Genomic DNA, 22,732 nt, shown 5'->3' with positions numbered 1-22,732 from the left:
GGTTCATACCCTAATTTCCTGGTTGGTATTGTTGCCATAATTCTTGGCCTTTTTCTTTCAGTTTATCCGCACCGGCTTTGGCTTTTTCAAAGAAGCTAGCCGCTCCTTCACTCGCCTTTCCACCAATATCTTTGAGGTCTTCTTTCCATTTACTAGAATCAGAACTGCTGTCTTCTTGCGTATTGACCTGATCTGCTGCAACGACTTGTCCGCCAGTAGCATATGCATCCGCTACATTAAAGGCCGATTGTTTCACATACGGCAAAATGGACTCTGCTTCAGCTTTAAAGACTTGTCCAACTTCTGATCCGCTGGTTCCGCTCAGGTAATGGGTCTCACTTACTTTTTCAAAACCTAGCCAAGTAGAGATCACGATATTGGGCGTGTAGCCGATGATCCATTGGTCATTGACTTTATTGGCATCAAAATTGGTCTCAGTTGTTCCGGTTTTCCCTGCTACTGTATAGCCATAAGGATTTGCTTGAGCAGCTGTTCCGTTTGAAAAAGTTCCTAATAGCATCGAGGTCATTTCATTCGCCACTTGTTTTGAGATGACTTGTTCATATTTTGGAGAATTGTTATCTACCACTACTGCTCCTGTTGAATCAATGATCTTCGTAATCAAATATGGTTGATACACTTTTCCTTCATTTGCAAACGCACCATAAGCCGCCGCCATTTGAAGTGGCGATGTTCCTTTTTCTAATCCACCTAAAGCTAAACCATAATATTTATCAGATTTACTTAAAGGAATTCCGAACTCTTCAGCTTTAGCATAACCCTTGCTCAATCCGATTTCATGGAGTAGCCAAACTGCGGGTAAATTCAAGCTTTGAGCAACAGCCTGATACATCGGCACTTCGCCTTGATAGGTTCCATCATAATTTTTTGCTGTGTAATACGATTGTGGTTCGTCTTTCAACACGCTATCTGGTTTATAACCAGCTTCTAGTGCTGGAGCATACACACTTAATGGCTTCATTGCAGAGCCAGGTGAACGCTGCATTTGAGTCGCAAAATTATAACTACGGAAAACATGCTCTCCACGCCGTCCAACTAAAGCTTGTACTCCGCCATTTTTCGGATTCATTGCTACAGACGCTGATTGCGGCATCGCACCATCTTCTGCGTTAGCCGGAAAATTATAATTATTTTCGTAGACAGCTTCCATCTGTTGTTGATAATCTTGATCGAGTGCTGTATAGATTTTGTAGCCTTTATTCAATAAATCTTTTTCTGATAGACCATAACGTTCGACGGCTTCATCGATAACAGCATCGAAGTATGAAGGGTAGCGATAACCTGAATCAGCAGATGAATAGGTATCATTCAATTGTGATCCTAGATCAACAGCCTTTTCTTGCGCTTCTTGTTCTTTAGTCAATTTGCCGTTTTCTACCATTACCGACAAAACAGTATTTCGTCGATCGACAGCATTGTCTAAATGATCGATCGGGTTATAGATTCCTGGTCCTTTTAACATTCCAGCGATCGTGGCTGCTTCACCGACAGTCACTTGACTCGCATCTACACCAAAATATTTGTGCGCGGCATCTTGTACGCCCCAGACACCATTACCAAAATAAGCATTGTTTAGATACATCGTCAAAATTTGGTCTTTATCATATTTTTTTTCGATTTCGATCGCCATGAAAATTTCTTTAGCTTTACGTTCTAGCGTCTGATCTAAACTTAAATAAGCATTTTTGGCTAATTGCTGAGTGATCGTACTCCCACCACCAGTGATGTGCCCCGACGTCACTAAGCCCAGTGCTGCACGACCAATCCCTTTGATGTCGAAACCATGATGACTATAAAAATTCCGATCTTCTGTCGAAACAACGGCATCTTTCAAATTTTGTGAGATTTGGTCACTTTCTGCATAGGTGCCTTTTTGGCCATAAAGAGTTCCTGCTTGTTCATTCTTTTCATCATAGATGACCGTTGATTGTTTCAGACTAGATTGCAACGTTTCTACATCGACTGATTTCGCTAAGATGAATAAGTAAACACTCATTACTAAAATACCGACAAGTGCGAGTAGCAATACGATTTTATTCACATGATATTTTTTCCAAATTCGTTTGCGCCATTGATGAAAACGAAGCAAATAGGGTTTGATCCACAGCCAAAACGCTTTCGCTCCACTTTTTATCTTGCGCCAAATTTCCTGAAAATCCATTCTCTGGTCTCCATTCTATAAAAAAATTCAGACACAGTGTACCATAAAACACAGTGATACTGCGTGGGTCTAGAGACCGATACACATATGGTAGTATTCTAGCATGGCTTCTCAAGGAAAGACTAATTTTTTTCTTAAATATCCGTTAAAAGTGCTACAATAAACTCGATGAAATTTTCTCGTTAGCTATTCAATAAAATCAATCCTAGGAGTTACTATATGAAATTTACGATTACTTTACCCCTCAATTTTTCTGAGATGAGCATCCAAGATCTATTAGAAAATAAATGGTTTGTTCCTAGAAAAATTCGTCATTTTATCCGAACACGAAAAGGGATCTTAGTTAATGGCGAAGCCCGACCTTTTCACTCCCTGGTCAAAGCCGGTGATACTATCACTATTATGCTAGAAATGAGCGACTACCCTAAACGAGAGATTCGTTTAGGAAATGCCTCAAGAATCGACGTTTTATATGAAGATGAACATTTGATTATCGTCAATAAGCCATACGGAATGAAGACCCATCCGAATCGACCAGAAGAACAAGACACCTTATTAAATCATTTGGCTGATTATCTAGCACCAGAGACACAGCCCCATGTTGTTCATCGTTTAGATCAAGACACAAGCGGGGCGATTTTATTTGCTAAAAATCCTTTCGTCTTACCTATCTTAGGACATTTATTGGAACAAAAGAACATCTATCGTCGCTACCAAGCACTCGTTCATGGCTTGCTAACTCAAGAGCGAACAATCAATCAAAAAATCGGTCGCGATCGCCATGATCGACAAAAGCGCCGTATTGATAATAAAAATGGCAAACCAGCGATCACTCACGTGACAGTGGCTAAAGATATAGCCGTTAAGTCCAATCAAAGCGCCATATTCTGCCAACTTGAAACAGGTCGTACCCATCAAATTCGAGTACATCTTGCAAGTATCGGACACCCACTAGTTGGAGATCCATTATATAGTAAACATCCCAAAGGTCGCTTGATGCTTCATGCTTATGAGTTAACTCTTGATCATCCTTTTACCGGTCAATCGATTTCGGTTCGAGCACTTCCTGGATTATGGTAAAAAACAGTACAGCAATTATGCTGTACTGTTTTTTTAATGCATCGTCATTCCGCCTGTAACATTGATTGACTGCCCCGTCATATAACTAGCTAATGGACTTGCTAAAAATAAAACAACATTTGCTACGTCTTGCGGCGTTCCTGTTCGACCTAACGGGACTTGACTAATATCTTCTTACCTTACAGCTTCTGCACTCATCCCCCGCAAAGCTCCGCCTTCCACGCGCTCCCGCTGTTTCATCTCAGTTTCAATGATTCCTGGGCATACCGCATTTACTAAAATTTGATTGGCTGCCGTTTCGATCGCCAAGGTCTTCACTAATCCCAAGACCGCATGTTTAGAGGCAACATACGCAGCCATTCCACGATAGCCATTTTTACCTGCTTGAGAAGCAATCACGATCACTCGTCCTTGCTTCTGATGATCGATCATAGTCTTAGTAAAATATTTTAAAGCTAAGTAAGCTCCGCGTGTATTGACTTGAAAGGTCTTATCAAAATCGCTCGTTTGACTTTCGACTAAAAAATCCATCGTCGAAATTCCAGCAACATCCACTAATATATCTGGAATCAATTTTTTTTCAATCAATTGCTGATTCAATTCAGCAATCTCAACTTCTCTACTGATATCTAATTTGACTTGATAATACTGTGGATTCTCGGTTATCTCAAGCTGTGAAGCAGTATAAATAATATCCGCTGCGATCACGATTGCTTGATTCGCTAAAAAGGTATCCACTACAGCTTTACCGATTCCTTGACTACTGCCGATGACTAAAACGACTTTTTGCTTTAACTCTGGAAACATCGTCATCACCTAAACCAAATGACGTTCAAATGCATCATCGCTGATACCTTCAGCTACAACTTTCTTCGACCACTCCTTAGCAGAGAATAGTGAATGGTCCCGATAATTTCCGCAACTGATGATATCTGTTCCTTGAACATCTTTCCACTCAGTTTTTTCAGCAATTTGTTCTAACGATTCTTTCAAAGCAACAGCTACTTGATGAGCCGTGGGTTCTCCCCAGACAATCAAATGGAACCCCGTTCGGCAACCAAACGGTGAACAATCAATCACTCCGTCTAAACGATCGCGTAAAAGATCTGCTAATAAATGTTCGATCGTATGCAATCCAGCTGTCGGAATTGCATTTTCATTAGGCTGAACAAAACGTAAATCAAAATTTGTCAGAACATCGCCTTTAGGACCCTCTTCTTTTGTAATCAAACGTACGTATGGTGCCTTTACTTTTGTATGATCTAAGGTAAAACTTTCTACTTCTGCCATTATTGAAACACTCCTCTTTATTTTTCTAAATAACTTAGCGGTTTATCGACTTCGATCTTAGTTCCGCCAAATTCTTTACTGATATATTTTTGGATCGTTTTATTATGATACAACTTCACCAATTTTCTAAAATTAGCGTTGTCTTTATTATCTTCTGCTGTTGCAAGGATATTGATATTATTTTTAGTCGTTTGATCAACCTCTTCATGAAATAATGAATCTTCCAGTACATTCAAGCCACCATCCAAAGCTACTGTATTTGAAATCAAGACAGCATCCACCGATTTCAAAACACGTGGACCAGTCGTATCATCGATTTGCTTAAAGACTAAATTTTTAGGATTTTCAGTAATTTTTTCTACTCCACTCAAGGAATCGAAATCATCACTCAATGTGATCAGGCCTGCTTTTTGTAATAAAAGTAAGCCACGTGCTGTATTTGCGGGATTATTAGCGAGCGCGATCGTCGAACCAGCTGGAATCGCTTCGATCGAATCATATTTATCTGAATAGATTCCTAATGGTTCCAAATACGTGGTGCCTAAAGCTGCTAGTTTCTTTTTACTGTTTTGTTGATTGTAAGCATTGAAGTATGAATACGATTGAAATGCATTTACATCGACACTGCCATCTGCAGTAGCTTTGTTTAATTGAACACCGTCTGTAATTTGTTTTACTTCTATTGTTAGACCGGCTTTTTTAGCTTCTGCACTTTTGGCGATATACTGCCAAATTTGAAAATCAGATCCTTGCGATCCGATGACGATCGTATTGGATTCCTTTTTCTGTGAGTGGCTCACACTGTGTACGCCAAATCCAACAACACCTAATACGATGATGACACCCAATAAAGCAATTATTTTTTTCATGTTACATCTCCTTTGTTTTCTAACTTTAAAATTTGATAAATCGAGCGGCTAAACGATCGCCTATAAATTGAATAACAAATACTAATACTAATAAGATGATCATACATACAAACGTCACGTCATTTTGAAAGCGAGCATAGCCAATACTGATCGCCACATTTCCTAATCCGCCCGCACCGACAGCACCGGCCATCGTGGTCAAACCGACTAAGCTGATGACGGTCAGTGTTGAAACACGGATGATATCTGCTAAGCCTTCACGTAAATAGACACGGAAAATAATTTCTTGATTGCTCAAGCCCATCGACTGAGCCGCTTCGACAACGCCAGTTCCTACTTCTTGTAAAGCCAATTGGACTTGCCGCGCATAGAATGGAAAGATCCCAATCACTAATGGAACGAGTGCTGCTGTTGTACCGACCGTCGTACCCACTAGAAAACTAGTCAGTGGAGAAATCACTGCTAACAAAATAATGAATGGGATGCTCCGTAAAAGATTGACGATTTTATCTAAGATACTATAAAAAGGACGATCTTCAGCAATCCCACCAGGCTGAGTCACAACTAAAACTAACCCCGTCAATAAACCTAGTACTCCAGCGATCACTGCTGACGCAATCGTCATGTAGATCGTCTCTAATGTGGCTTGCCAGATATCTGCCTGCATCGCAATCACATTGGAAAATAGTTGACTCATGCTTGTTTCACCCTCTTCGCTATTTCTTCTACTCTCACTCCTTGTTCTCGTAAGTAGTCGACACCGCCAGCGACCTCAGGGCCGTTCAATGCCAATATCATTACACCAACAGTCAGATCATCGAATTGATCAACATTTGCAAAAAGGATATTGGCTGAAAGTGCATATTTTTGCGCCATTTCAGTTACCACGGCTTGATTGGTCGTTTCACCAATGAATTTTAGCAAGAACAAATTATCTAAACGTTTTTGCTGGATTCGGCTTAGTGCTTCTTGAACATTGATCGATGTTTCAATAAATTCTTCAGTTAGACGTTCTTTAGGATGCCTGAATACTTCTGCTACTTTGCCTTGCTCGATAATTTTCCCTGCTTCCATCACGCCCACCCGATGACAAATCGTTTGGATGACCTGGATCTCATGTGTGATCAATACGATCGTCAGTCCCAATTGTTGTTTTAACCGCTGCAATAATTTTAAAATCGACAATGTTGTTTTCGGATCTAAAGCGCTCGTTGCTTCATCGCTCACTAAGATATCAGGATTATTAGCTAATGCTCGAGCAATCGCGACACGTTGCTTCTGACCACCAGAAAGCTGATCTGGAAAAGCATCTGCTAACTCTTCTAATTCAACGAGTTTCAATAGAGCCAATGCTTTTTCACGCCGCTCATTTTTACTTAACTTCTCGCCTAATAACGGAAACTCAACATTATTTAAAATCGTTCGCGAATTCATCAAATTGAAATGCTGAAAAATCATTCCGATTTTTTTTCGTGCTTGCTGAAATTGATGTTTAGTTAATCCAGCTAAGTCTTGCTGATTTACGAGTACTTTTCCCGCGGTCGGAACTTGCAGATGATTAACTAAACGAATCAGTGTACTTTTTCCAGCCCCCGAATAACCAATGATGCCATAGATTTCTCCGCGATCAATTGTCAGCGAAACATGATCGACAGCTGTAATTTTACTGTTATTACGTTCAAACGTTACAACAGCCTCTTGTAATTCGATCACAGGTTGTTTATTTTCCACCATCATTTTATCCCTACTTTTCTGGCCAAACCTCTTCGGCGATGTTTTTGATCAAAGCAATTTTTTTCCACTGTTGCTCTTCCGTCAAAATATTTCCTTCTTCCGTTGAAGCAAAACCACATTGAGGACTCAAAGATAAACGATCTAACGGAATATACTGAGCTGCTTCTTTGATCCGATTGATTACTTGTTGACGATCTTCTAACTCGCCATCTTTCGAAGTGATCAACCCTAAGACAACTTTTTTATCACCGCTGACTTTTGCTAAAGGTTCAAACCCACCAGAACGATCTGTATCGTATTCTAAATAATAGGCAGTCACATTTTCCGAAGTGAATAATGGATCTGCTACATCATCATACCCGCCAGCTGCTGCCCACGTTGAGTGATAATTACCTCGGCAAACATGTGTATTCAATGTTAGATCTGCTGGTTGGTCTGCTAAAACAGCGTTATTGATTGTTAGATATAATTGTGCTAATTCTTTACGCACTTCTTTTTCATCTTTATCTTCTTCACTGATAAAACCTTCCGGCAATGGTGCAACCAAGACACCCCAAGTACAATCATCTAATTGGATCGTTCGAGCACCGGCTGTATAGAGATCTGCGAGTACTTGTCGATATGCTTGAACAATATCAGCAATCAATTCTTCATTCGTTGGATAAACCTCGCGAACTTTTTCAATTACATCAGGTCGTAACAATTCAACGAGAATCTGTGCTGGTGCAGGAATCGTTTGTTTCACTTCTTTTCCTTCACTAACATGTGCTTGCGTAAATTTGAAATGTTCAACGAAAGGATGATTTTCACCAGAAATTTTTCCTGTAACGATCACTGTTCCCGGTCGTGTTTCTTCTCCGTGAAAGAAATAACCATGTTCAGGAATATAAAATTCAATTCCTTGCAGTCCCCAAAAGAAATCCAGGTGCCACCAGCTACGACGAAATTCTCCATCAGTCACAGCTCTTAACCCCGCAGCTCCCTCTTTTTTAATTAGATCAATGATCGCTTCATCTTCGATTTTCGTTAAATATGCGCGGTCTACTTCTCCAGCTTCAAAAGCGGTCCGGGCTGTTTTTAATTTTTCAGGTCGTAAAAAACTTCCTACGATATCATATGTGAATGGTGATGTTGTACGTTTTGTCATAATAAATTTCCTCCAATTTTAGCTTTAAAGAAAAGGCGATGAAACAAAAAAACATCCATCCCTTTACCTACTGCTTTTGCAATAGATAAAGGGACGAATGTTTTCGCGCTACCACCCTCATTTACATTATTCTCACGAATAATGCCTTATCGGTACCTGTTGATACCCGGTGATATATCGGTCACTTCACGTTTGGTTCGCGTGAACGAGCCAAATAGCTCAGAGCTCATCTTCACTGACGTTTACAATCCCCTTTTCCACCGACCGGGTTCTCTGTGCTTATGACTTATCAGTTACTCTTCTCTTCAAAGCTTTATTATTTGTTCACTATAATCACACTATTTACTCCTCATGTCAACACTTTTTTCGCTCAATTTTAATAAATTTCGCTTTTAACGACAAAAAAAGCCAAGATCCAAGGATCTCAGCTTCAAAATATTTATTTTCTTAGTACCAGCCGTTTGCTTGCCAGAAAGCTTGAGCGCCTTCCCATGAACCATAACGAGAAGTTACGTATTGATCTGCTACACGTTCTTGGTTTGCTTCAGAATAATCACCATTCAAGTATGAAGCTGATAATTGGTAACGTCCAACATATTGGCCGTTTGATGCAGAATAAGAACCACCAGATTCTTTTTGAGCAATCCATTCTTTAGCTGAAGAAGTTGTTGCAGCTGTATTAGCTGTTGTTGCTGCTGGTGTTTCAGTAACAGTAGTTGTAGCTGCTGGAGCTGTTTCTTGAACTGTCGTTGTTTGTGTTGTAGTTTCTTGAACTGGAGCTGACGCTTCAGTAGAAGTTGTCGCTGCTTTTGTATCACCATTAATGGTCAATTCTTGACCAGCAAAAATCATGTTTACGTTAGAAATTTTATTTGCTTTCGCAATTGAACTTACTAAACTATCATTACCAACCAATTTATGAGAAATCTTTGATAAAGTATCTCCTGATTGAACAGTATAAGTTTCTGATGCGTGTGCATCCGTAGCTCCCATCGCTAGACCTGCACCTGCTGCTAATACTGTACTAAAAAGAAGTGTTTTCCCTAATTTCATTATATAAATTCCTCCGATTGTTTTGTCTCTTTTTCTTCTGTCATTTTGACTACGAGAGTTACTTTACCATCCTTTTGTATTTCATGGGTAATATTACTGTGACAATACATTACAATAATATGAAACAATGTAACAAAACTAGCGTTTGTGTGTTACTTTGAAATATATAATATTCATTCATATTTTAAAAAAAACCTTTATAGCAGGGTTAAAATAAAATGTAACTGTTTTATATTTGTATTACAAAAATTACTTTTAGAAACATTGAAATATTTTTGTAAAGAAACTCAATAAAGACTTTCTATCTTTTCTGAAGAATTTTGGCTAAATAATTGTATAGATTGATTCCATTTATGGGTTAAAAAAAACTTCTGCTAAAAAAGCAGAAGTTTTTTTATTTAATTCGTAAGCGTCGGCGCCACTTCAGCGCTTGCGGTCCAATCAATTTATCAGCTAATCGAAGTTTCAAACTCAGGCTAAGATAAACAAAACCGCCAGCTCCTGCAGTAAGAACACAAATCAGCATGGCTTGAATCCTAGAAGTAGGATCTAATACAATATAACTTATCTGGCGAACGATCAATGCCACTACTAGCATGATTACTGTAAGCAACGCGATTAAAAGACAACGTCTAAACGCTAATTGATAGTTTGCATGAACGACTCTTCGAAGTTTCCATAAACACAATCCACATGTTAATACTAAGCCCATAAAGGTAGCAATCAATGGTCCATATACTTCAAATAATTTGATCAACGGAAGTTGGATCACCGCTTTAAAAGCTAAGCCAAACAGCCAATACCTTACTGCAATGCGGCTGTGTGAAATACCTTGAAGTGTAGTCGACAGCATCATAAACAAAGCTGAAGCAAATCCCGCCCAGCAAGCTACCACTAAGATTCGACTGCCCAGTACATCTGGTGTATAAAAAAGTGTGTTGAGTGGATACGCCAGTAAAATCATTCCAGCTATTGCTGGAAACATGATAAATGCGAACAATTGAATATTGGTATTTACTAATTTTCCTAATTCAGGCCGCCGTCTTAAGGTAAATAACTCTGTCAACATCGGTAAACTAGTAAGTGCTAATGAGGTTCCTAACGCCACGACGACCATTGTCAACTTATCCGGATTTGCACTGAACAAAGCATAAAGATCGACTAATTGTCGGTGGCTATAATTAGTATTTGCTGCCATAGTATGGATAAAAGTTACTTGGTCGATCAACTTATAGAAAGTGATGCCCCCACCTAATAATATAAATGGAATTGCTTGTCTAATTGTTTCTAATAATAATTTTTTTGTATCGATGGTTACTTTATTTAAACTGTAGTTCAATTGAAGATCACTGCGTTTTTTGTCTTTGAACCAATAAAAAAGTAAAACACCATACGAGCCGATCATTCCCACTGCGGCAGCAAATGTTGACTGGATCACCGCAGCTAAATATTCACCATGTTGAACTTTCATGATAATAAAAACACTCAATAACATATAAAAGACCCGAATCGCTTGTTCGACCACTTGAGAAACGGCGGAAGGCCGCATATCTTGTTGCCCTTGAAAATAGCCGCGCAAGACACTCATACAAGGAAAAGCAATCACCGCGATACTCAACGCACGGATCACTGGGATCAGCTGTTGACCACCACCAGATAGACTAGCTAAAAAAGGAGCAGTAAAAAACATCAGTCCGCCAAAAAGAATCCCTAAAAGTGCTGTGGCTTGGAGCGCTTTGATGAATAATCGACGACTTGTCTGGTATTCACCTTTGGAATTGTAACGAGCAATCTGTTTCGCGATTGCCCCTGGCAGTCCGGCAGTAGAAATCATCATGAACAATGCATAAAACGTATACCCCATATTAAATAGCCCATTAGCCGCTCGAGCATTTTCACCCATCCAGGCATACCAAGGAATGATGTAAACAGCTCCTAGTAAGCGTGAAAAGATATTTCCTACAGTCAGCCAGGCTGAACCTTGGATCATTTTTTCCTGATAACTCAGGTCACTTGGTCGTGTTTCTCTCATGATCTCCTCCTACAAAATTACTACTCTAATAGTAAAGCTAAAAACGTTTTCTGACAATCACTCTTTTCTTAGTTTTTCTACCATTTATAAAGCTATGCTATAATAGCCTAGACAATATTATGGAGGTCTCTATCACATGCTGACACTTACCCAAATTCAACAAATCCTTGAAAAAGAAAACTTATTGCGTGAGTTTATCACGCCTGATCGTTGGAGTCTAGCTGCTCCTTTGGAAAAAAAATTCCACAAACTTTCTTATGACTCTCGTGAAGCAGATGCTGACACACTTTTTTTCTGTAAAGGAAATAATTTCCAAGTACGTTACTTGGAACAAGCACTACAAACAGGTCTAGCTTGCTACATTGCCGAACAGCCTTACGAAGTCGATGCAGCGTTAGCGATTATCGTAACAGATATCCGTAAAGCTCTAGCTGTTTTAAGTATGGCTTTTTATGACTATCCGCAAAATAAGCTAAAACTGATCGGTATCACGGGAACTAAAGGAAAAACGACCGTTGCGTACTTCACTAAAAAAATCTTAGATATCACGACCCAGCAAAAAACGGCTTTGCTGTCTACTTTGAACACTACTTTAGATGGAGTCACTTTTTTCAAATCTAAATTAACCACTCCTGAGTCTTTAGACTTGTACCGTATGATGGCAGAAGCCGTCACAAATGGTATGACACGCTTAGTGATGGAAGTTTCTTCGCAAGCCTATAAAGTCGCACGTGTTTACGGCCTGACTTTTGATGTCGGGATCTTTCTAAATATCTCACCCGATCATATCGGACCGATCGAACATCCGACATTCGAAGATTATTTTTATTGCAAACGTCAGTTGGTAGCCAACTCACGTCAAATGATCTTACATCATGAAATCGATCATTTTGATTTATTAAACGAATTAGCAAAAGCTAAAAATATTCCAGTAATCACCTATGGCAACAAGGTCGAAGCAGATTATCAAGTGAAGCCGTTGGAACATCCTCTAGCCTTTTCACTAACCGGTGCTAAAGATAGTTTGATGCTCAATGGTACGTACGAGATATTATTAGCTGGTGATTTCAATAAAGAAAATGCTGCAGCTGCATTGATTGCTAGTGCCTTGGTCGGCGCAGACCAAACAGCTGGTCAACAAGGTTTAGCCGAAGCATTGGTCCCAGGACGCATGAATTTATTATTGAAACCAAACGGCGCACACATCTATGTCGATTACGCTCATAATTATTTAAGTATGAAATCATTACTTGCATTTGCTAAAGAACAACACCCTGCTGGTGAAATCTTAGTCATAACAGGTTCAACAGGAAATAAAGCCGAGTCTCGCCGAGCAGGGCTTGGACAAGCCATCGGCGAATACGCAGATGTGGCCGTCTTAACAAGCGATGATCCCAATTACGAAGATCCCAAAAAAATTGCGGCTGAAATCCAGCAAGGAATCCAGAATGATCAAGTACAGGTCCACTTTGAAAAAGATCGCAAACAAGCGATCCAACAAGCGATCCAATCCGCCGATCCAAATGATGCGATTATTTTAGCTGGTAAAGGAACGGATAAATACATGACCGTTAATGGTGAGAACCTTCCTTATGAAGGCGATTATCATTTAGCTGAATTGTTTATAAAAGACTAGTAAAAAGAGGTTGGAACAAAAGTAGCGAATACTTTTGTTCCAACCTCTTTTCTTTTTTTAATTAGCTACGATATTCACTAATTTATTAGGAACCACGATCACTTTACGAATCGTTTTCCCTTCGGTATTGCGTTGGATGTGTTCATCTGCCATCGCAATTTTTTCTAGCTCATCTTTTGCTAGATCAATAGCGACCATTACTTTCGAACGCACCTTGCCATTGACTTGCAAGATCACTTCGATTTCATTTTCAATCAGAGCCTCTTCATCATAGGTTGGCCATGCAACATACGAGATATCTTCATCATGACCTAAAATCGCCCATAATTCTTCTGAAATATGTGGAGCGATCGGTGCTAATAATTGAACAAAACCTTCCACATATTCATAGGTCAAAGCTTCAACTTTATACGCTTCATTCACGAAGACCATCATTTGTGAGATGGCTGTATTCAAATGCAGCTGTTCCATATCTTCTGTGACTTTTTTGACGGTTTGATTATAGACTTTCGTCAATGAACCATCGTTGATGTTGGTAATGTGGTCACGCATTTTTCCATCTTCGTCTACGATCAGACGCCATACACGATCTAAGAATTTGCGCGAACCTTCTAAGCCATTTTCACTCCAAGCGATCGATGCATCTAATGGACCCATAAACATTTCATACATCCGCAATGTATCTGCACCGTACTGTTCTACCACATCGTCAGGGTTTACGACATTTTTCAATGATTTACTCATTTTTGCTGGAGCTTCTTCTAATTCTTCACCCGTTTCGATGCTGTACCATTTACCATCACGTTTTTCAACTTTATTGGTTGGTACAAGAGCACCGCGGCTATCACGGAAACTTTGTCCTAAAATCATTCCTTGGTTATATAATTTTTGGAACGGTTCATTTGTTGGAACCACACCGATATCATATAAGAATTTATGCCAGAAACGAACATATAATAAATGAAGCACAGCATGCTCAGCACCACCGATATAAAGATCCACTGGTAACCAACGTTTCAATTTTTCATAATCTGCTAAAGCTTCTTTATTATGCGGATCAATAAAGCGTAAATAGTACCATGAACTACCAGCCCATTGCGGCATCGTATTCGTTTCACGACGACCTTTTTTACCAGTAATTGGATCAACAACATTTACCCAATCTTCGATATTTGCTAGTGGTGATTCACCTGTTCCACTAGGCTTGATATCTGTTGTTTTTGGCAATTCTAATGGCAATTCATAATCAGGAACTAAACCAGTTGTGCCGTCTTCCCAATGGATCACAGGGATTGGTTCACCCCAGTAACGTTGACGAGAGAATAACCAGTCTCTTAAACGGTAACTTACTTCTTTTTTACCACATTGATGTTCGTCTAACCAAGAAACCATTTTATCAATTGCTTCTTGTTTACCTAAACCATCTAAAAATTCTGAATTAATATGTGGACCATCACCTGTGAAGGCTTCATTTTCAATATCGCCGCCTTCTACAACCGGTACGATTGGTAATTCGAAAGTTTTAGCAAATTCGTAATCACGTTCATCATGGGCAGGTACCGCCATGATAGCACCAGTACCGTAAGATGCTAAGACGTAATCGCCGATCCAAATCGGCATTTTATTTCCGTTAGCTGGATTGATCGCATAAGCCCCAGTGAAGACACCAGTTTTTTCTTTTGCTAAATCTGTCCGGTTTAAATCTGATTTTTTAGAAGCTTCTTCGATGTAAGCATCGATGGCTGCTTTTTGTTCCGGCGTTGTGATTTTTTGTACCAAGTCTAATTCTGGCGCTAATACGGCATACGTCGCACCAAATAATGTATCTGGACGTGTTGTGAAAACCGTAAAGCTTTCTTCACTGCCCTCAATCTTGAAGCTGACATTTGCACCGATCGAACGGCCAATCCAGTTGCGTTGCATTTCTTTGATACTTTCAGGCCAATCTACTGTTTCTAGATCATCTAATAAGCGATCTGCATAAGCCGTGATTTTTAACATCCATTGACGCATTGGTTTGCGGATAACGTCGTAGCCGCCACGTTCGCTCTTGCCGTCAATAACTTCTTCGTTTGAGATAACCGTTCCTAATTCTGGCACCCAGTTGACTGGAACTTCCGCTTCATAAGCTAAACCTTTTTCATACATTTGTTCAAAGATCCATTGTGTCCATTTATAGTATTCAGGATCTGTCGTATTTAATTCACGATTCCAATCGTAACTGAAGCCTAATGAATTGATTTGACGTTTGAATGTTTCAATATTTTTTTGAGTAAATTCTGCAGGATCATTTCCTGTATCTAAAGCATATTGTTCTGCTGGCAGACCAAATGCATCCCACCCCATTGGGTGTAAAACATTATAACCTTGTGATCGTTTCATCCGTGAGATGACATCTGTTGCTGTGTAGCCTTCCGGATGTCCTACATGCAATCCTTGACCAGATGGGTATGGAAACATATCTAATGCATAGAATTTTGGTTTTTCTGGGTCATCTTGGGTATTGAATGTATTGTGGCTTGCCCAATATTTTTGCCATTTTTTTTCAATCGCTTTGTGATCGTAACTCATGTTGCGCCTCCTATAAGCCTAATCTTTTATTTTTTATCATCCCCGAAAGAATGATGATGTAACAAAATTTACACTAGTTCCTTACTGCATTTCTTCAATGAAACAAAAAAAGCCCTACAAAAGTTCAAAACAACTTTTATAGGACGTTATCAACGTGGTACCACCTATCTTTATCTGCACACTGGCAGAACTCAACAGAAATAACGGTCTCTAACCGGATCATTCGATCATGCTCCAAGGTAAGTTCGAAGTTCTCGCATACCACACTCTCAGCACCGTGGGCTCTCTGAAATGCGTTTCTTTCTACTACTCCTCTTCTAGGCAAATAAATATTAAAGTAACTTTATCTTAGCAGATTACTATCTAGAATTCAATTGAATTCCCTTTAAGAATCCATTGAAAGAATTGTACTGCTAAGTAAACATGATATAATGATTCCGGTTATAGAAAGGATGAATTGTGTAGAATCATGAAAAATAAATCGCTCTATCATTTAATCGGAAGTTTCACTTTGCTGTTTTTTGCAGTGCTCTGTTACATCGTCCGATTTTATCCCGATACGTTATCCGGTTTTGACCACTCGATCATTCATGGGGTCCACCGTTTATATCCGCAGATGAACGGTTACTTTTTATGGGTGACAAAATTTGCCAATCCGATTACGATCGTCTTATTATCAATCGTTTTTGTCGGTTTGTTTTATTTTAATAAACAAAAGATCACTGCACTATGGTTAGGCGCGGGAATGGTTTTGATCAGCGGCGCGTTAAATCATTTACTAAAAATCTTTTTCCAACGTGAGCGACCTACCGTTCTTACCCATATGGTCACCGAACACAGTTTTAGTTTCCCCAGTGGACACTCGACTGCCAGCACCTTGCTTTATGGAACGTTGATCTTTGTGTTGCCTTTGTTTATCAAAGAAAATACTCCTCGCTTGATTGGACAAATCATTTTAGGATTATTGATTTTTAGTATCATGATCAGCCGTATCTACTTAGGCGTCCATTATCCTAGCGATGTCTTAGCAGGGATGCTTTTAGGCAGCAGCTGGCTATTTTTCACCTATCCTTATTATCAACAAAAAAAATTAGCTTACGATTTAAAAGCAATTAGGAGAAACAAATGACCTTTACTTATAGCGATGATGAAAACAAACGTTACCATTCTTGGAATTATGCTTTACGCCAAGAATTTGGTGGGAAAATCTTTAAAGTCCCGGTAGACGGTGGCTTTGACTGTCCAAACCGTGACGGTACTGTGGCTCATGGCGGTTGTACCTTCTGTAGTGTTTCAGGCTCAGGCGACATGATTGTAGCTCCTAGCGATCCGTTGCCACAGCAATTTCATAAAGAAATCGATATGATGCATCAAAAATGGCCGCATGTTGAACAATATATCGTCTATTTCCAAAATTTCACAAATACTCATGCACCGGTTGAAGTGATTCGCGAGCGTTTCGAACAAGTCGTCAATCTTCCAGGCGTTGTTGGACTTTCCGTCGGCACACGACCTGACTGTTTACCTCCAGAAGTGGTCGATTATTTAGCTGAATTGAATCAACGCTTATACCTTTGGGTTGAATTAGGCTTGCAAACAACCTATGAGGAAACAAGTAATTCGATCAATCGAGCACATGATTATGGGACCTATGTCGATGCGGTCGCTCGCCTGCGCAAACATAATATCAATGTCTGCACGCATTTAATCAATGGTTTACCTGGAGAATCGCTAGAGATGATGCGGGAAAATGTTCGCCGTACTATTTTAGATTCTGATATCCAAGGAATCAAACTTCATTTAATGCATCTGATGCGTAATACTAAAATGTTACGTGATTACGCTGAAGGTCGTTTGCAACTGATGACCAAAGAAGATTACGTTTCTGTGATCTGCGATCAATTAGAAATGATTCCTCAAGACATCATCATCCATCGCTTAACTGGGGATGCACCTTGGGATTCTTTAGTTGGACCTATGTGGAGCTTGAAAAAATGGGAAGTCTTGAACGCGATCGATCAAGAATTGATCCAACGAGATTCCTATCAAGGCAAGTTTGATATTAGAAAGGACGCTGACCATGCTGCTCACCTCCTTACGCTTTAGCCATCAACTCTTAAAAGAAGTCGTTATCGAAGGCGATCACGTGATCGATGCGACTATGGGCAATGGAAATGATACCCTTTTTCTAACGGAATTGGTCGGAAAAAGCGGCCAAGTCTATGCCTTTGATATTCAAGAGCAAGCTTTAAAAAATACCCAAACACGATTAGCTGCTGCTGATCAACAAGCGACATTATTTCTAGCGGGCCATGAAACGATCGATGAAAAAATTTCCATCGATCAACCGATCAAAGCCGCAATTTTTAATTTAGGCTATCTACCTAAAAGTGATAAACAGATTATCACGTTACCAGAAACAACTAAGCAAGCGATGGGAACAATTTTAAAACGCTTGACTGTTGGCGGCCGAATGATCGTTGTGATCTATTACGGTCATGCTGGCGGTGAGACAGAAAAAAATGAAGTCCTCGATTTTTGTCAAGCATTGCCGCAAGAAACTTATAATGTATTAAGTTATCAATTTATCAATCAAAAGAATACGCCGCCGATTTTATTATGCGTAGAGAAAAAGAACAGCTGACCTTCAGGTCAGCTGTTCTTTTCATTAAACCATTCCAATACACGTTGAATCCAAGCATCCCAAAAGATCCAATCATGCTTTCCAGGACCTTCTTCAAAGGTGACATCTAATTGGTTCTGTTCTAGTTTGTGCGCCATGTATTGACTGGCAGGATATAGATCGTCTTCTGTTCCACAAGCTAAGAAAAAGCGCGGGGCTTCTTTGCCGCTTTTGACTAATTCTTCTAATAGATAAAGCGGGTCATTTTTAGAACCTTGCAATTGATCCAATGGCCCAAAGATTCCTTGCCAGTAGGCTTCATTTCGCACCAACAACAAACTCTTGATATCTGCTAAAACTACAGCACCAGACAGAGAAGCTACCGCTGCAAAATTTTCCGGTTTTGCTAAGCCTAATTTCAAAGCACCATAGCCACCCATCGATAGCCCTGCTGCAAATGTTTTTTCACGCTTTTTAGTGATTTGTGGGAATAGTTCATGAACTAATTCCGGTAATTCTTCTGCCACAAACGTCCAATAATTCATATCATACGTAGTATCAGTATAAAAAGCTAAGTCTGTTGAGGGCATGACTACTGCCATTTGATAATCTGCAACATAACGCTCAATCGATGTCCGACGTTCCCAAACGCTATGATTTCCACCCATCCCATGTAATAAATAAAGTACTGGTATATCATCGGTAATACCGATTGTTTCTGTCCCTATTTTTTTATGCGTTGTCTGTGGTAAGATCACATTCATTGCCACTTCCATTTGCAACACATTTGAATAGACATTTACTTGTAAAAAAGCCATCTATTTTGATCCTCCAGTTTTCTTATTGTTCGTTTAGTTTAACACGTTTTGATTGTTTGCCAAATAAAACACTAAACAATAGCGCAATCACAATCAACAGCAGACCAGCCAAATAAATCCAATGCAAACTATTGAATAAAATGGTCCGCAATTCATCTCGTAGTGTTTGCTCGATTTGCAATGCCGTGTGCGGGTTGATCAAACGATTCATGAGTGTGGTATCCGTGATCCCTGCTTGAGCTAATTGACGGCCATTAGAAACATTCAAAATAATTCCAAAAACTGAGACCATAATTGTTTGTCCGATCGTACGAGACAATGTATTGAATGAAGTGGCTACGCCGATTTCTTCTTGCGAAACACTCGCTTGAGCTTCCACAGTTGTAGTTGTTACAGCCAAACCATATCCAACACCAAGAATTCCCATGATTACAAAAAACAACCAAAATGGGCTGGCTTGCGGCAAGAACAACAAGGAGCCACCGCCAATTAAAATAATCAATAGACCCAGTATTATGATTCGCTTCGCTGAATACTTTAATAATAAGCGTCCTGATAAGAAAGAACCATACATCCAGACAATAGACAACGGAGCTAATACTAAACCACCCAAGCCGGCAGACTTTTCTAGTACGCCTTGCATCCACATCGGAATATAAACATCCAAACTCATTAAGAAGCCGCTGATCAATGCCGCCACGATGTTGACACTAGCAAACGTCTGATTACTAAAAAGATTCAAGTCAATCACGGGATCTTCTGCCCGTTTCTCCGTATAAATAAATAAAAACAAGACCACAATACTAAAAATAAATAGCCCAATGACCGCTGCGGATAAGCCTTCATCTCCTAAAAGTTGAAAACCTAGCAATAAACTCAATAGCGTTAGCATTAAAAATAAACTTCCTAAAATATCCATTTTTTTTGCTTGATAATTTTTTTTCTCTTCAATAAAAAAGTACTGTAATAAACCGATTAATCCCAAGCCAATCGGAACATTAATAAAGAAGATCCAATGCCAGCCTACTGTATCAACGATCACTCCTCCAGCCAAAGGACCAAAAACACTGGCAATTCCCCAAGCTGCACTCGTTAACCCTAAAACCTTTGCTCGCTTATCAATATCATAAAGATCTGCTATGATCGTCAAAGAAACAGGCATGATCGCCCCTGCACCTAAACCCTGGATTCCTCTAGCAATAATCAGCGTCAACATCTCATTTGAAAAACCGCACAGTGCTGATCCTAGTACAAAGAGTAAAATCCCGATGAAAAAAATTGGTTTCCGACCAATTTTATCAGCCAATTTTCCATAAATCGGTGTAATCATAGCACTGGTCAATAAATAAATCGAAAATACCCAGTTCATGATTTCGATTCCTTGTAAACTACCTACGATCGTTGGCATTGCTGTCGTTACAATCGTTCCCTCGATTGCTGACATAAATGTCGCTATAAAAATACCTATCGTTACAACCTTAACATTTGTTGTTCGTTTCATTTTTACCTCCGAATTTTTATATTCTTGTGTAGCATAGCACGTCTTGATACAAAATGACTCTCAATTTTTTTATGTCCTTATTCAAAAATTGACAAAAAGAGACGGTTCTATTGATTCAAAAAATCAATAGAAACCGCCTCGTGAACTCCATAAATACTTTATGTCTGTACGATTTATTTTAAATCCAAACTAGCTTTCAATGCATCTACTTTATCTGTGTGTTCCCATGGTAGATCAACATCTGTACGTCCGAAATGGCCGTAAGCAGCTGTATCGCTATAAATAGGACGCAATAAATCTAGCATTTCAATAATACCTGCAGGACGTAAATCAAAGTTTTCGCGAATCGCTCCGATTAGCGCTTCCTCTGAAACTTTTGCTGTACCGAATGTATTTACTGAAATAGAAACCGGTTGAGCTACGCCAATAGCGTAAGCTAATTGAACTTCCACTTTTTCTGCTAAGCCAGCTGCTACAATATTTTTAGCAATATAACGAGCGGCATAAGAAGCAGAACGGTCTACTTTAGTTGCATCTTTCCCAGAGAAAGCACCACCACCGTGACGAGAATAACCACCATAAGTATCTACAATGATTTTACGGCCAGTTAGACCGGCATCTCCTTGAGGTCCGCCAATAACGAAACGGCCAGTTGGATTGATATAGTATTTTGTTTTTTCATCTAGTAATTCAGCTGGAATTTCATGTTTGATTACTTTTTCCATGACATCTTTACGAATTGTTTCGTTATCAACTTTATCACTATGTTGTGTACTGATAACAACTGCATCAACACGTTGTGGTTTACCATTTTCATCATACTCAACTGTTACTTGAGATTTTGCATCTGGTCCAAAATAAGCAACTTCACCAGATTTACGTAAATCTGCTAAACGTTTTACCAAATGATGACTCAACGAAATAGGTAAAGGCATTAATTCAGGTGTTTCATTTACTGCAAACCCAAACATTAAGCCTTGGTCTCCAGCACCGATATCTTCAATTGCTTCTTCTTTATCACGTGTTTCTAAAGCATCATCCACACCTTGAGCGATATCCGGAGATTGTTCATCAATTGCTACTAAAACAGCGACATTGTCTCCATCAAAACCAAATTTTGATTCTGTATAACCAATACGCTTGATTGTTTCACGAACAACTTTTTGGATATCCACATAAGCAGTAGTAGAGATTTCTCCAAAAACTAAAACAAGCCCAGTAGTCACTGATGTTTCACATGCAACACGAGCTTTCGGATCCTTTTCTAAAATTGCATCTAAGATAGCATCACTAATTTGGTCAGCAACTTTATCTGGATGTCCTTCTGAAACTGATTCTGATGTAAATAAACGACGTTCTTCCATTATAAATATTCCCCCTAATTTTATTCGGTTACAAGGAATCTCTGGTTTTTCCAGAACCTATCGGGAACTTGCAACGAATCGATTATAACAGAAAAATAGCACCTGTCACTAATAATCCACTAATAATTCAGAAAATTTATGGAAATTATTTTTGAATACAAAAAAAGAGACGTTCAAAAACGTCTCAACTATGACCCGTACGGGACTCGAACCCGTGTTACCGCCGTGAAAGGGCGGTGTCTTAACCGCTTGACCAACGGGCCATGATAATAAATATAAAAAACGGAGAAGGAGGGATTTGAACCCTCGCGCCGGTTTCCCGACCTACACCCTTAGCAGGGGCGCCTCTTCAGCCACTTGAGTACTTCCCCAAAAACCAAAAAGTTTTAATGGGCCTAAATGGACTCGAACCATCGACCTCACGCTTATCAGGCGTGCGCTCTAACCAGCTGAGCTATAGGCCCCAAATAAAAACTAAAGCGGGTGACGAGAATCGAACTCGCGACAACAGCTTGGAAGGCTGTGGTTTTACCACTAAACTACACCCGCATGGCGGTCCCGACGGGATTTGAACCCGCGATCTCCTGCGTGACAGGCAGGCATGTTAACCCCTACACCACGGAACCATGTTTTAGTTTTTAATTGCGGGAGCAGGATTTGAACCTACGACCTTCGGGTTATGAGCCCGACGAGCTACCAGACTGCTCCATCCCGCGATAATATTATTAAAAAGGAGGATAAGGGATTCGAACCCTTGCACGGTTTTACCCGCCTGACGGTTTTCAAGACCGTTCCCTTCAGCCGGACTTGGGTAATCCTCCGGTAAAAAATA

17 protein-coding genes, 7 tRNA genes, 1 pseudogene, 1 riboswitch and 1 other annotated feature are annotated in these 22,732 nt (G+C 39.7%); of the genes and pseudogenes, 5 read left to right on the top strand and 20 right to left on the bottom strand.

The genetic code is table 11. The features are described 5' to 3' along the window. Nucleotides 1-10: 10 nt before the first annotated feature. Nucleotides 11-2,182 carry a PBP1A family penicillin-binding protein gene (locus ACQKTA_RS09785; RefSeq protein ID WP_427813582.1) on the bottom strand — a complete coding sequence of 724 codons (2,172 nt, stop codon included), beginning with the start codon at nucleotides 2,180-2,182 and terminating at the stop codon, nucleotides 11-13. 219 nt (nucleotides 2,183-2,401) lie between these two features. On the opposite strand from ACQKTA_RS09785, the gene ACQKTA_RS09780 reads away from it, so the two are divergent. Further along, entirely contained in the window at nucleotides 2,402-3,262 is an 861-nt protein-coding gene (locus ACQKTA_RS09780) for an RluA family pseudouridine synthase (RefSeq protein WP_427813581.1), read from the top strand. A 33-nt stretch (nucleotides 3,263-3,295) separates the two neighbouring features. Here the strand turns inward: ACQKTA_RS09780 and ACQKTA_RS09775 are convergent. The 8 genes and pseudogenes from ACQKTA_RS09775 to ACQKTA_RS09740 all read right to left on the bottom strand — a co-directional run bounded on the left by ACQKTA_RS09775 (nucleotide 3,296) and on the right by ACQKTA_RS09740 (nucleotide 11,387). After that, nucleotides 3,296-4,069, bottom strand: a pseudogene (locus ACQKTA_RS09775) (SDR family oxidoreductase). A gap of 9 nt (nucleotides 4,070-4,078) precedes the next feature. Beyond that, nucleotides 4,079-4,552, bottom strand: a complete 474-nt coding sequence (locus ACQKTA_RS09770; protein ID WP_332580715.1) for an S-ribosylhomocysteine lyase — start codon at nucleotides 4,550-4,552, stop codon at nucleotides 4,079-4,081. Nucleotides 4,553-4,569: 17 nt separating this feature from the next. After that, nucleotides 4,570-5,421: a MetQ/NlpA family ABC transporter substrate-binding protein gene (locus tag ACQKTA_RS09765; RefSeq protein WP_427813580.1), complete on the bottom strand. Its 852-nt coding sequence runs from the start codon at nucleotides 5,419-5,421 to the stop codon at nucleotides 4,570-4,572. Nucleotides 5,422-5,446: 25 nt separating this feature from the next. After that, nucleotides 5,447-6,118 carry a methionine ABC transporter permease gene (locus tag ACQKTA_RS09760; protein WP_427813579.1) on the bottom strand — a complete coding sequence of 224 codons (672 nt, stop codon included), beginning with the start codon at nucleotides 6,116-6,118 and terminating at the stop codon, nucleotides 5,447-5,449. Then, nucleotides 6,115-7,155: a methionine ABC transporter ATP-binding protein gene (locus tag ACQKTA_RS09755; protein WP_427814543.1), complete on the bottom strand. Its 1,041-nt coding sequence runs from the start codon at nucleotides 7,153-7,155 to the stop codon at nucleotides 6,115-6,117. The genes ACQKTA_RS09760 and ACQKTA_RS09755 overlap by 4 nt, the downstream gene beginning before the upstream one ends. A gap of 10 nt (nucleotides 7,156-7,165) precedes the next feature. After that, nucleotides 7,166-8,302 carry a 5-methyltetrahydropteroyltriglutamate--homocysteine S-methyltransferase gene (locus tag ACQKTA_RS09750; RefSeq protein ID WP_427813578.1) on the bottom strand — a complete coding sequence of 379 codons (1,137 nt, stop codon included), beginning with the start codon at nucleotides 8,300-8,302 and terminating at the stop codon, nucleotides 7,166-7,168. A gap of 447 nt (nucleotides 8,303-8,749) precedes the next feature. Beyond that, nucleotides 8,750-9,355 (bottom strand): LysM peptidoglycan-binding domain-containing protein, encoded by a 606-nt coding sequence (locus ACQKTA_RS09745; protein ID WP_427813577.1) that lies wholly within the window; start codon nucleotides 9,353-9,355, stop codon nucleotides 8,750-8,752. Between the two features lie 394 nt (nucleotides 9,356-9,749). Beyond that, the gene (locus ACQKTA_RS09740) at nucleotides 9,750-11,387 is read right to left on the bottom strand and encodes a putative polysaccharide biosynthesis protein (RefSeq protein WP_427813576.1); all 1,638 of its coding nucleotides are present in this window, start codon (nucleotides 11,385-11,387) and stop codon (nucleotides 9,750-9,752) included. A gap of 136 nt (nucleotides 11,388-11,523) precedes the next feature. Here ACQKTA_RS09740 and ACQKTA_RS09735 point away from each other — a divergent pair, with 136 nt between their 5' ends. Then, nucleotides 11,524-13,023, top strand: coding sequence for a UDP-N-acetylmuramoyl-L-alanyl-D-glutamate--L-lysine ligase (locus ACQKTA_RS09735; RefSeq protein WP_427813575.1), 1,500 nt, complete (start codon nucleotides 11,524-11,526; stop codon nucleotides 13,021-13,023). A gap of 57 nt (nucleotides 13,024-13,080) precedes the next feature. On the opposite strand, the gene leuS is transcribed toward ACQKTA_RS09735, so the two are convergent. Next, complete coding sequence (leuS, locus tag ACQKTA_RS09730) at nucleotides 13,081-15,594, bottom strand: leucine--tRNA ligase (protein WP_427813574.1); 2,514 nt, start codon at nucleotides 15,592-15,594, stop codon at nucleotides 13,081-13,083. Nucleotides 15,595-15,730: 136 nt separating this feature from the next. Then, nucleotides 15,731-15,923, bottom strand: a binding site (T-box leader). A gap of 140 nt (nucleotides 15,924-16,063) precedes the next feature. On the opposite strand from leuS, the gene ACQKTA_RS09725 reads away from it, so the two are divergent. The 3 genes from ACQKTA_RS09725 to ACQKTA_RS09715 are packed head-to-tail and all read left to right on the top strand — an operon-like array spanning nucleotide 16,064 to nucleotide 18,238. Then, entirely contained in the window at nucleotides 16,064-16,723 is a 660-nt protein-coding gene (locus tag ACQKTA_RS09725) for a phosphatase PAP2 family protein (protein ID WP_427813573.1), read from the top strand. Further along, nucleotides 16,720-17,700, top strand: a complete 981-nt coding sequence (locus ACQKTA_RS09720) for a TIGR01212 family radical SAM protein (RefSeq protein ID WP_427813572.1) — start codon at nucleotides 16,720-16,722, stop codon at nucleotides 17,698-17,700. The genes ACQKTA_RS09725 and ACQKTA_RS09720 overlap by 4 nt, the downstream gene beginning before the upstream one ends. Next, nucleotides 17,675-18,238 carry a class I SAM-dependent methyltransferase gene (locus ACQKTA_RS09715; RefSeq protein WP_427813571.1) on the top strand — a complete coding sequence of 188 codons (564 nt, stop codon included), beginning with the start codon at nucleotides 17,675-17,677 and terminating at the stop codon, nucleotides 18,236-18,238. The genes ACQKTA_RS09720 and ACQKTA_RS09715 overlap by 26 nt, the downstream gene beginning before the upstream one ends. A gap of 8 nt (nucleotides 18,239-18,246) precedes the next feature. Here the strand turns inward: ACQKTA_RS09715 and ACQKTA_RS09710 are convergent, their stop codons facing one another. The 10 genes from ACQKTA_RS09710 to ACQKTA_RS09665 form a co-directional block, all read right to left on the bottom strand. After that, nucleotides 18,247-19,035: an alpha/beta hydrolase gene (locus ACQKTA_RS09710; RefSeq protein WP_427813570.1), complete on the bottom strand. Its 789-nt coding sequence runs from the start codon at nucleotides 19,033-19,035 to the stop codon at nucleotides 18,247-18,249. Between the two features lie 22 nt (nucleotides 19,036-19,057). After that, a complete protein-coding gene (locus ACQKTA_RS09705) occupies nucleotides 19,058-20,536 on the bottom strand; it encodes an MDR family MFS transporter (protein WP_427813569.1) in 1,479 nt (492 codons plus the stop codon). Nucleotides 20,537-20,709: 173 nt separating this feature from the next. Further along, complete coding sequence (metK, locus tag ACQKTA_RS09700; RefSeq protein ID WP_332580729.1) at nucleotides 20,710-21,900, bottom strand: methionine adenosyltransferase; 1,191 nt, start codon at nucleotides 21,898-21,900, stop codon at nucleotides 20,710-20,712. Continuing rightward, nucleotides 21,898-21,979, bottom strand: a riboswitch (SMK box riboswitch). (Overlaps the previous gene by 3 nt.) Before the next feature lie 112 nt (nucleotides 21,980-22,091). Continuing rightward, nucleotides 22,092-22,163 (bottom strand) — tRNA-Glu (locus tag ACQKTA_RS09695). A 20-nt stretch (nucleotides 22,164-22,183) separates the two neighbouring features. Next, nucleotides 22,184-22,271, bottom strand: a tRNA-Ser gene (locus ACQKTA_RS09690). 19 nt (nucleotides 22,272-22,290) lie between these two features. Next, a tRNA-Ile gene (locus ACQKTA_RS09685) sits at nucleotides 22,291-22,364 on the bottom strand. A gap of 14 nt (nucleotides 22,365-22,378) precedes the next feature. Continuing rightward, nucleotides 22,379-22,449 (bottom strand) — tRNA-Gly (locus ACQKTA_RS09680). 1 nt (nucleotide 22,450) lies between these two features. Continuing rightward, nucleotides 22,451-22,526 (bottom strand) — tRNA-Asp (locus ACQKTA_RS09675). Between the two features lie 16 nt (nucleotides 22,527-22,542). Further along, nucleotides 22,543-22,616 (bottom strand) — tRNA-Met (locus ACQKTA_RS09670). A gap of 15 nt (nucleotides 22,617-22,631) precedes the next feature. Continuing rightward, nucleotides 22,632-22,721: transfer RNA gene (locus ACQKTA_RS09665), tRNA-Ser, on the bottom strand. Nucleotides 22,722-22,732 lie beyond the last annotated feature (11 nt).

The sequence above is a fragment of the Enterococcus sp. 22-H-5-01 genome (assembly GCF_050310005.1).
In the GTDB taxonomy this organism is placed as follows: Bacteria; Bacillota; Bacilli; order Lactobacillales; family Enterococcaceae; genus Enterococcus_A; species Enterococcus_A hailinensis.
The sequence above is the reverse complement of the archived record's forward strand: the minus strand, read 5'-3'. Positions and strand labels throughout refer to the sequence as shown.

What these genes read in the sequence shown, in the direction of transcription:
- ACQKTA_RS09735 (WP_427813575.1), top strand. Translation starts at nt 11,524, where the DNA reads ATGCTGACACTTACCCAAATTCAACAAATCCTTGAAAAAGAAAACTTA.
- ACQKTA_RS09765 (WP_427813580.1), bottom strand. Translation starts at nt 5,421, where the DNA reads ATGAAAAAAATAATTGCTTTATTGGGTGTCATCATCGTATTAGGTGTT.
- ACQKTA_RS09780 (WP_427813581.1), top strand. Translation starts at nt 2,402, where the DNA reads ATGAAATTTACGATTACTTTACCCCTCAATTTTTCTGAGATGAGCATC.
- ACQKTA_RS09760 (WP_427813579.1), bottom strand. Translation starts at nt 6,118, where the DNA reads ATGAGTCAACTATTTTCCAATGTGATTGCGATGCAGGCAGATATCTGG.
- ACQKTA_RS09715 (WP_427813571.1), top strand. Translation starts at nt 17,675, where the DNA reads ATGCTGCTCACCTCCTTACGCTTTAGCCATCAACTCTTAAAAGAAGTC.
- ACQKTA_RS09755 (WP_427814543.1), bottom strand. Translation starts at nt 7,155, where the DNA reads ATGGTGGAAAATAAACAACCTGTGATCGAATTACAAGAGGCTGTTGTA.
- ACQKTA_RS09725 (WP_427813573.1), top strand. Translation starts at nt 16,064, where the DNA reads ATGAAAAATAAATCGCTCTATCATTTAATCGGAAGTTTCACTTTGCTG.
- ACQKTA_RS09740 (WP_427813576.1), bottom strand. Translation starts at nt 11,387, where the DNA reads ATGAGAGAAACACGACCAAGTGACCTGAGTTATCAGGAAAAAATGATC.
- metK (WP_332580729.1), bottom strand. Translation starts at nt 21,900, where the DNA reads ATGGAAGAACGTCGTTTATTTACATCAGAATCAGTTTCAGAAGGACAT.
- ACQKTA_RS09705 (WP_427813569.1), bottom strand. Translation starts at nt 20,536, where the DNA reads ATGAAACGAACAACAAATGTTAAGGTTGTAACGATAGGTATTTTTATA.
- ACQKTA_RS09785 (WP_427813582.1), bottom strand. Translation starts at nt 2,182, where the DNA reads ATGGATTTTCAGGAAATTTGGCGCAAGATAAAAAGTGGAGCGAAAGCG.
- ACQKTA_RS09720 (WP_427813572.1), top strand. Translation starts at nt 16,720, where the DNA reads ATGACCTTTACTTATAGCGATGATGAAAACAAACGTTACCATTCTTGG.
- ACQKTA_RS09710 (WP_427813570.1), bottom strand. Translation starts at nt 19,035, where the DNA reads ATGGCTTTTTTACAAGTAAATGTCTATTCAAATGTGTTGCAAATGGAA.
- ACQKTA_RS09770 (WP_332580715.1), bottom strand. Translation starts at nt 4,552, where the DNA reads ATGGCAGAAGTAGAAAGTTTTACCTTAGATCATACAAAAGTAAAGGCA.
- ACQKTA_RS09745 (WP_427813577.1), bottom strand. Translation starts at nt 9,355, where the DNA reads ATGAAATTAGGGAAAACACTTCTTTTTAGTACAGTATTAGCAGCAGGT.
- leuS (WP_427813574.1), bottom strand. Translation starts at nt 15,594, where the DNA reads ATGAGTTACGATCACAAAGCGATTGAAAAAAAATGGCAAAAATATTGG.
- ACQKTA_RS09750 (WP_427813578.1), bottom strand. Translation starts at nt 8,302, where the DNA reads ATGACAAAACGTACAACATCACCATTCACATATGATATCGTAGGAAGT.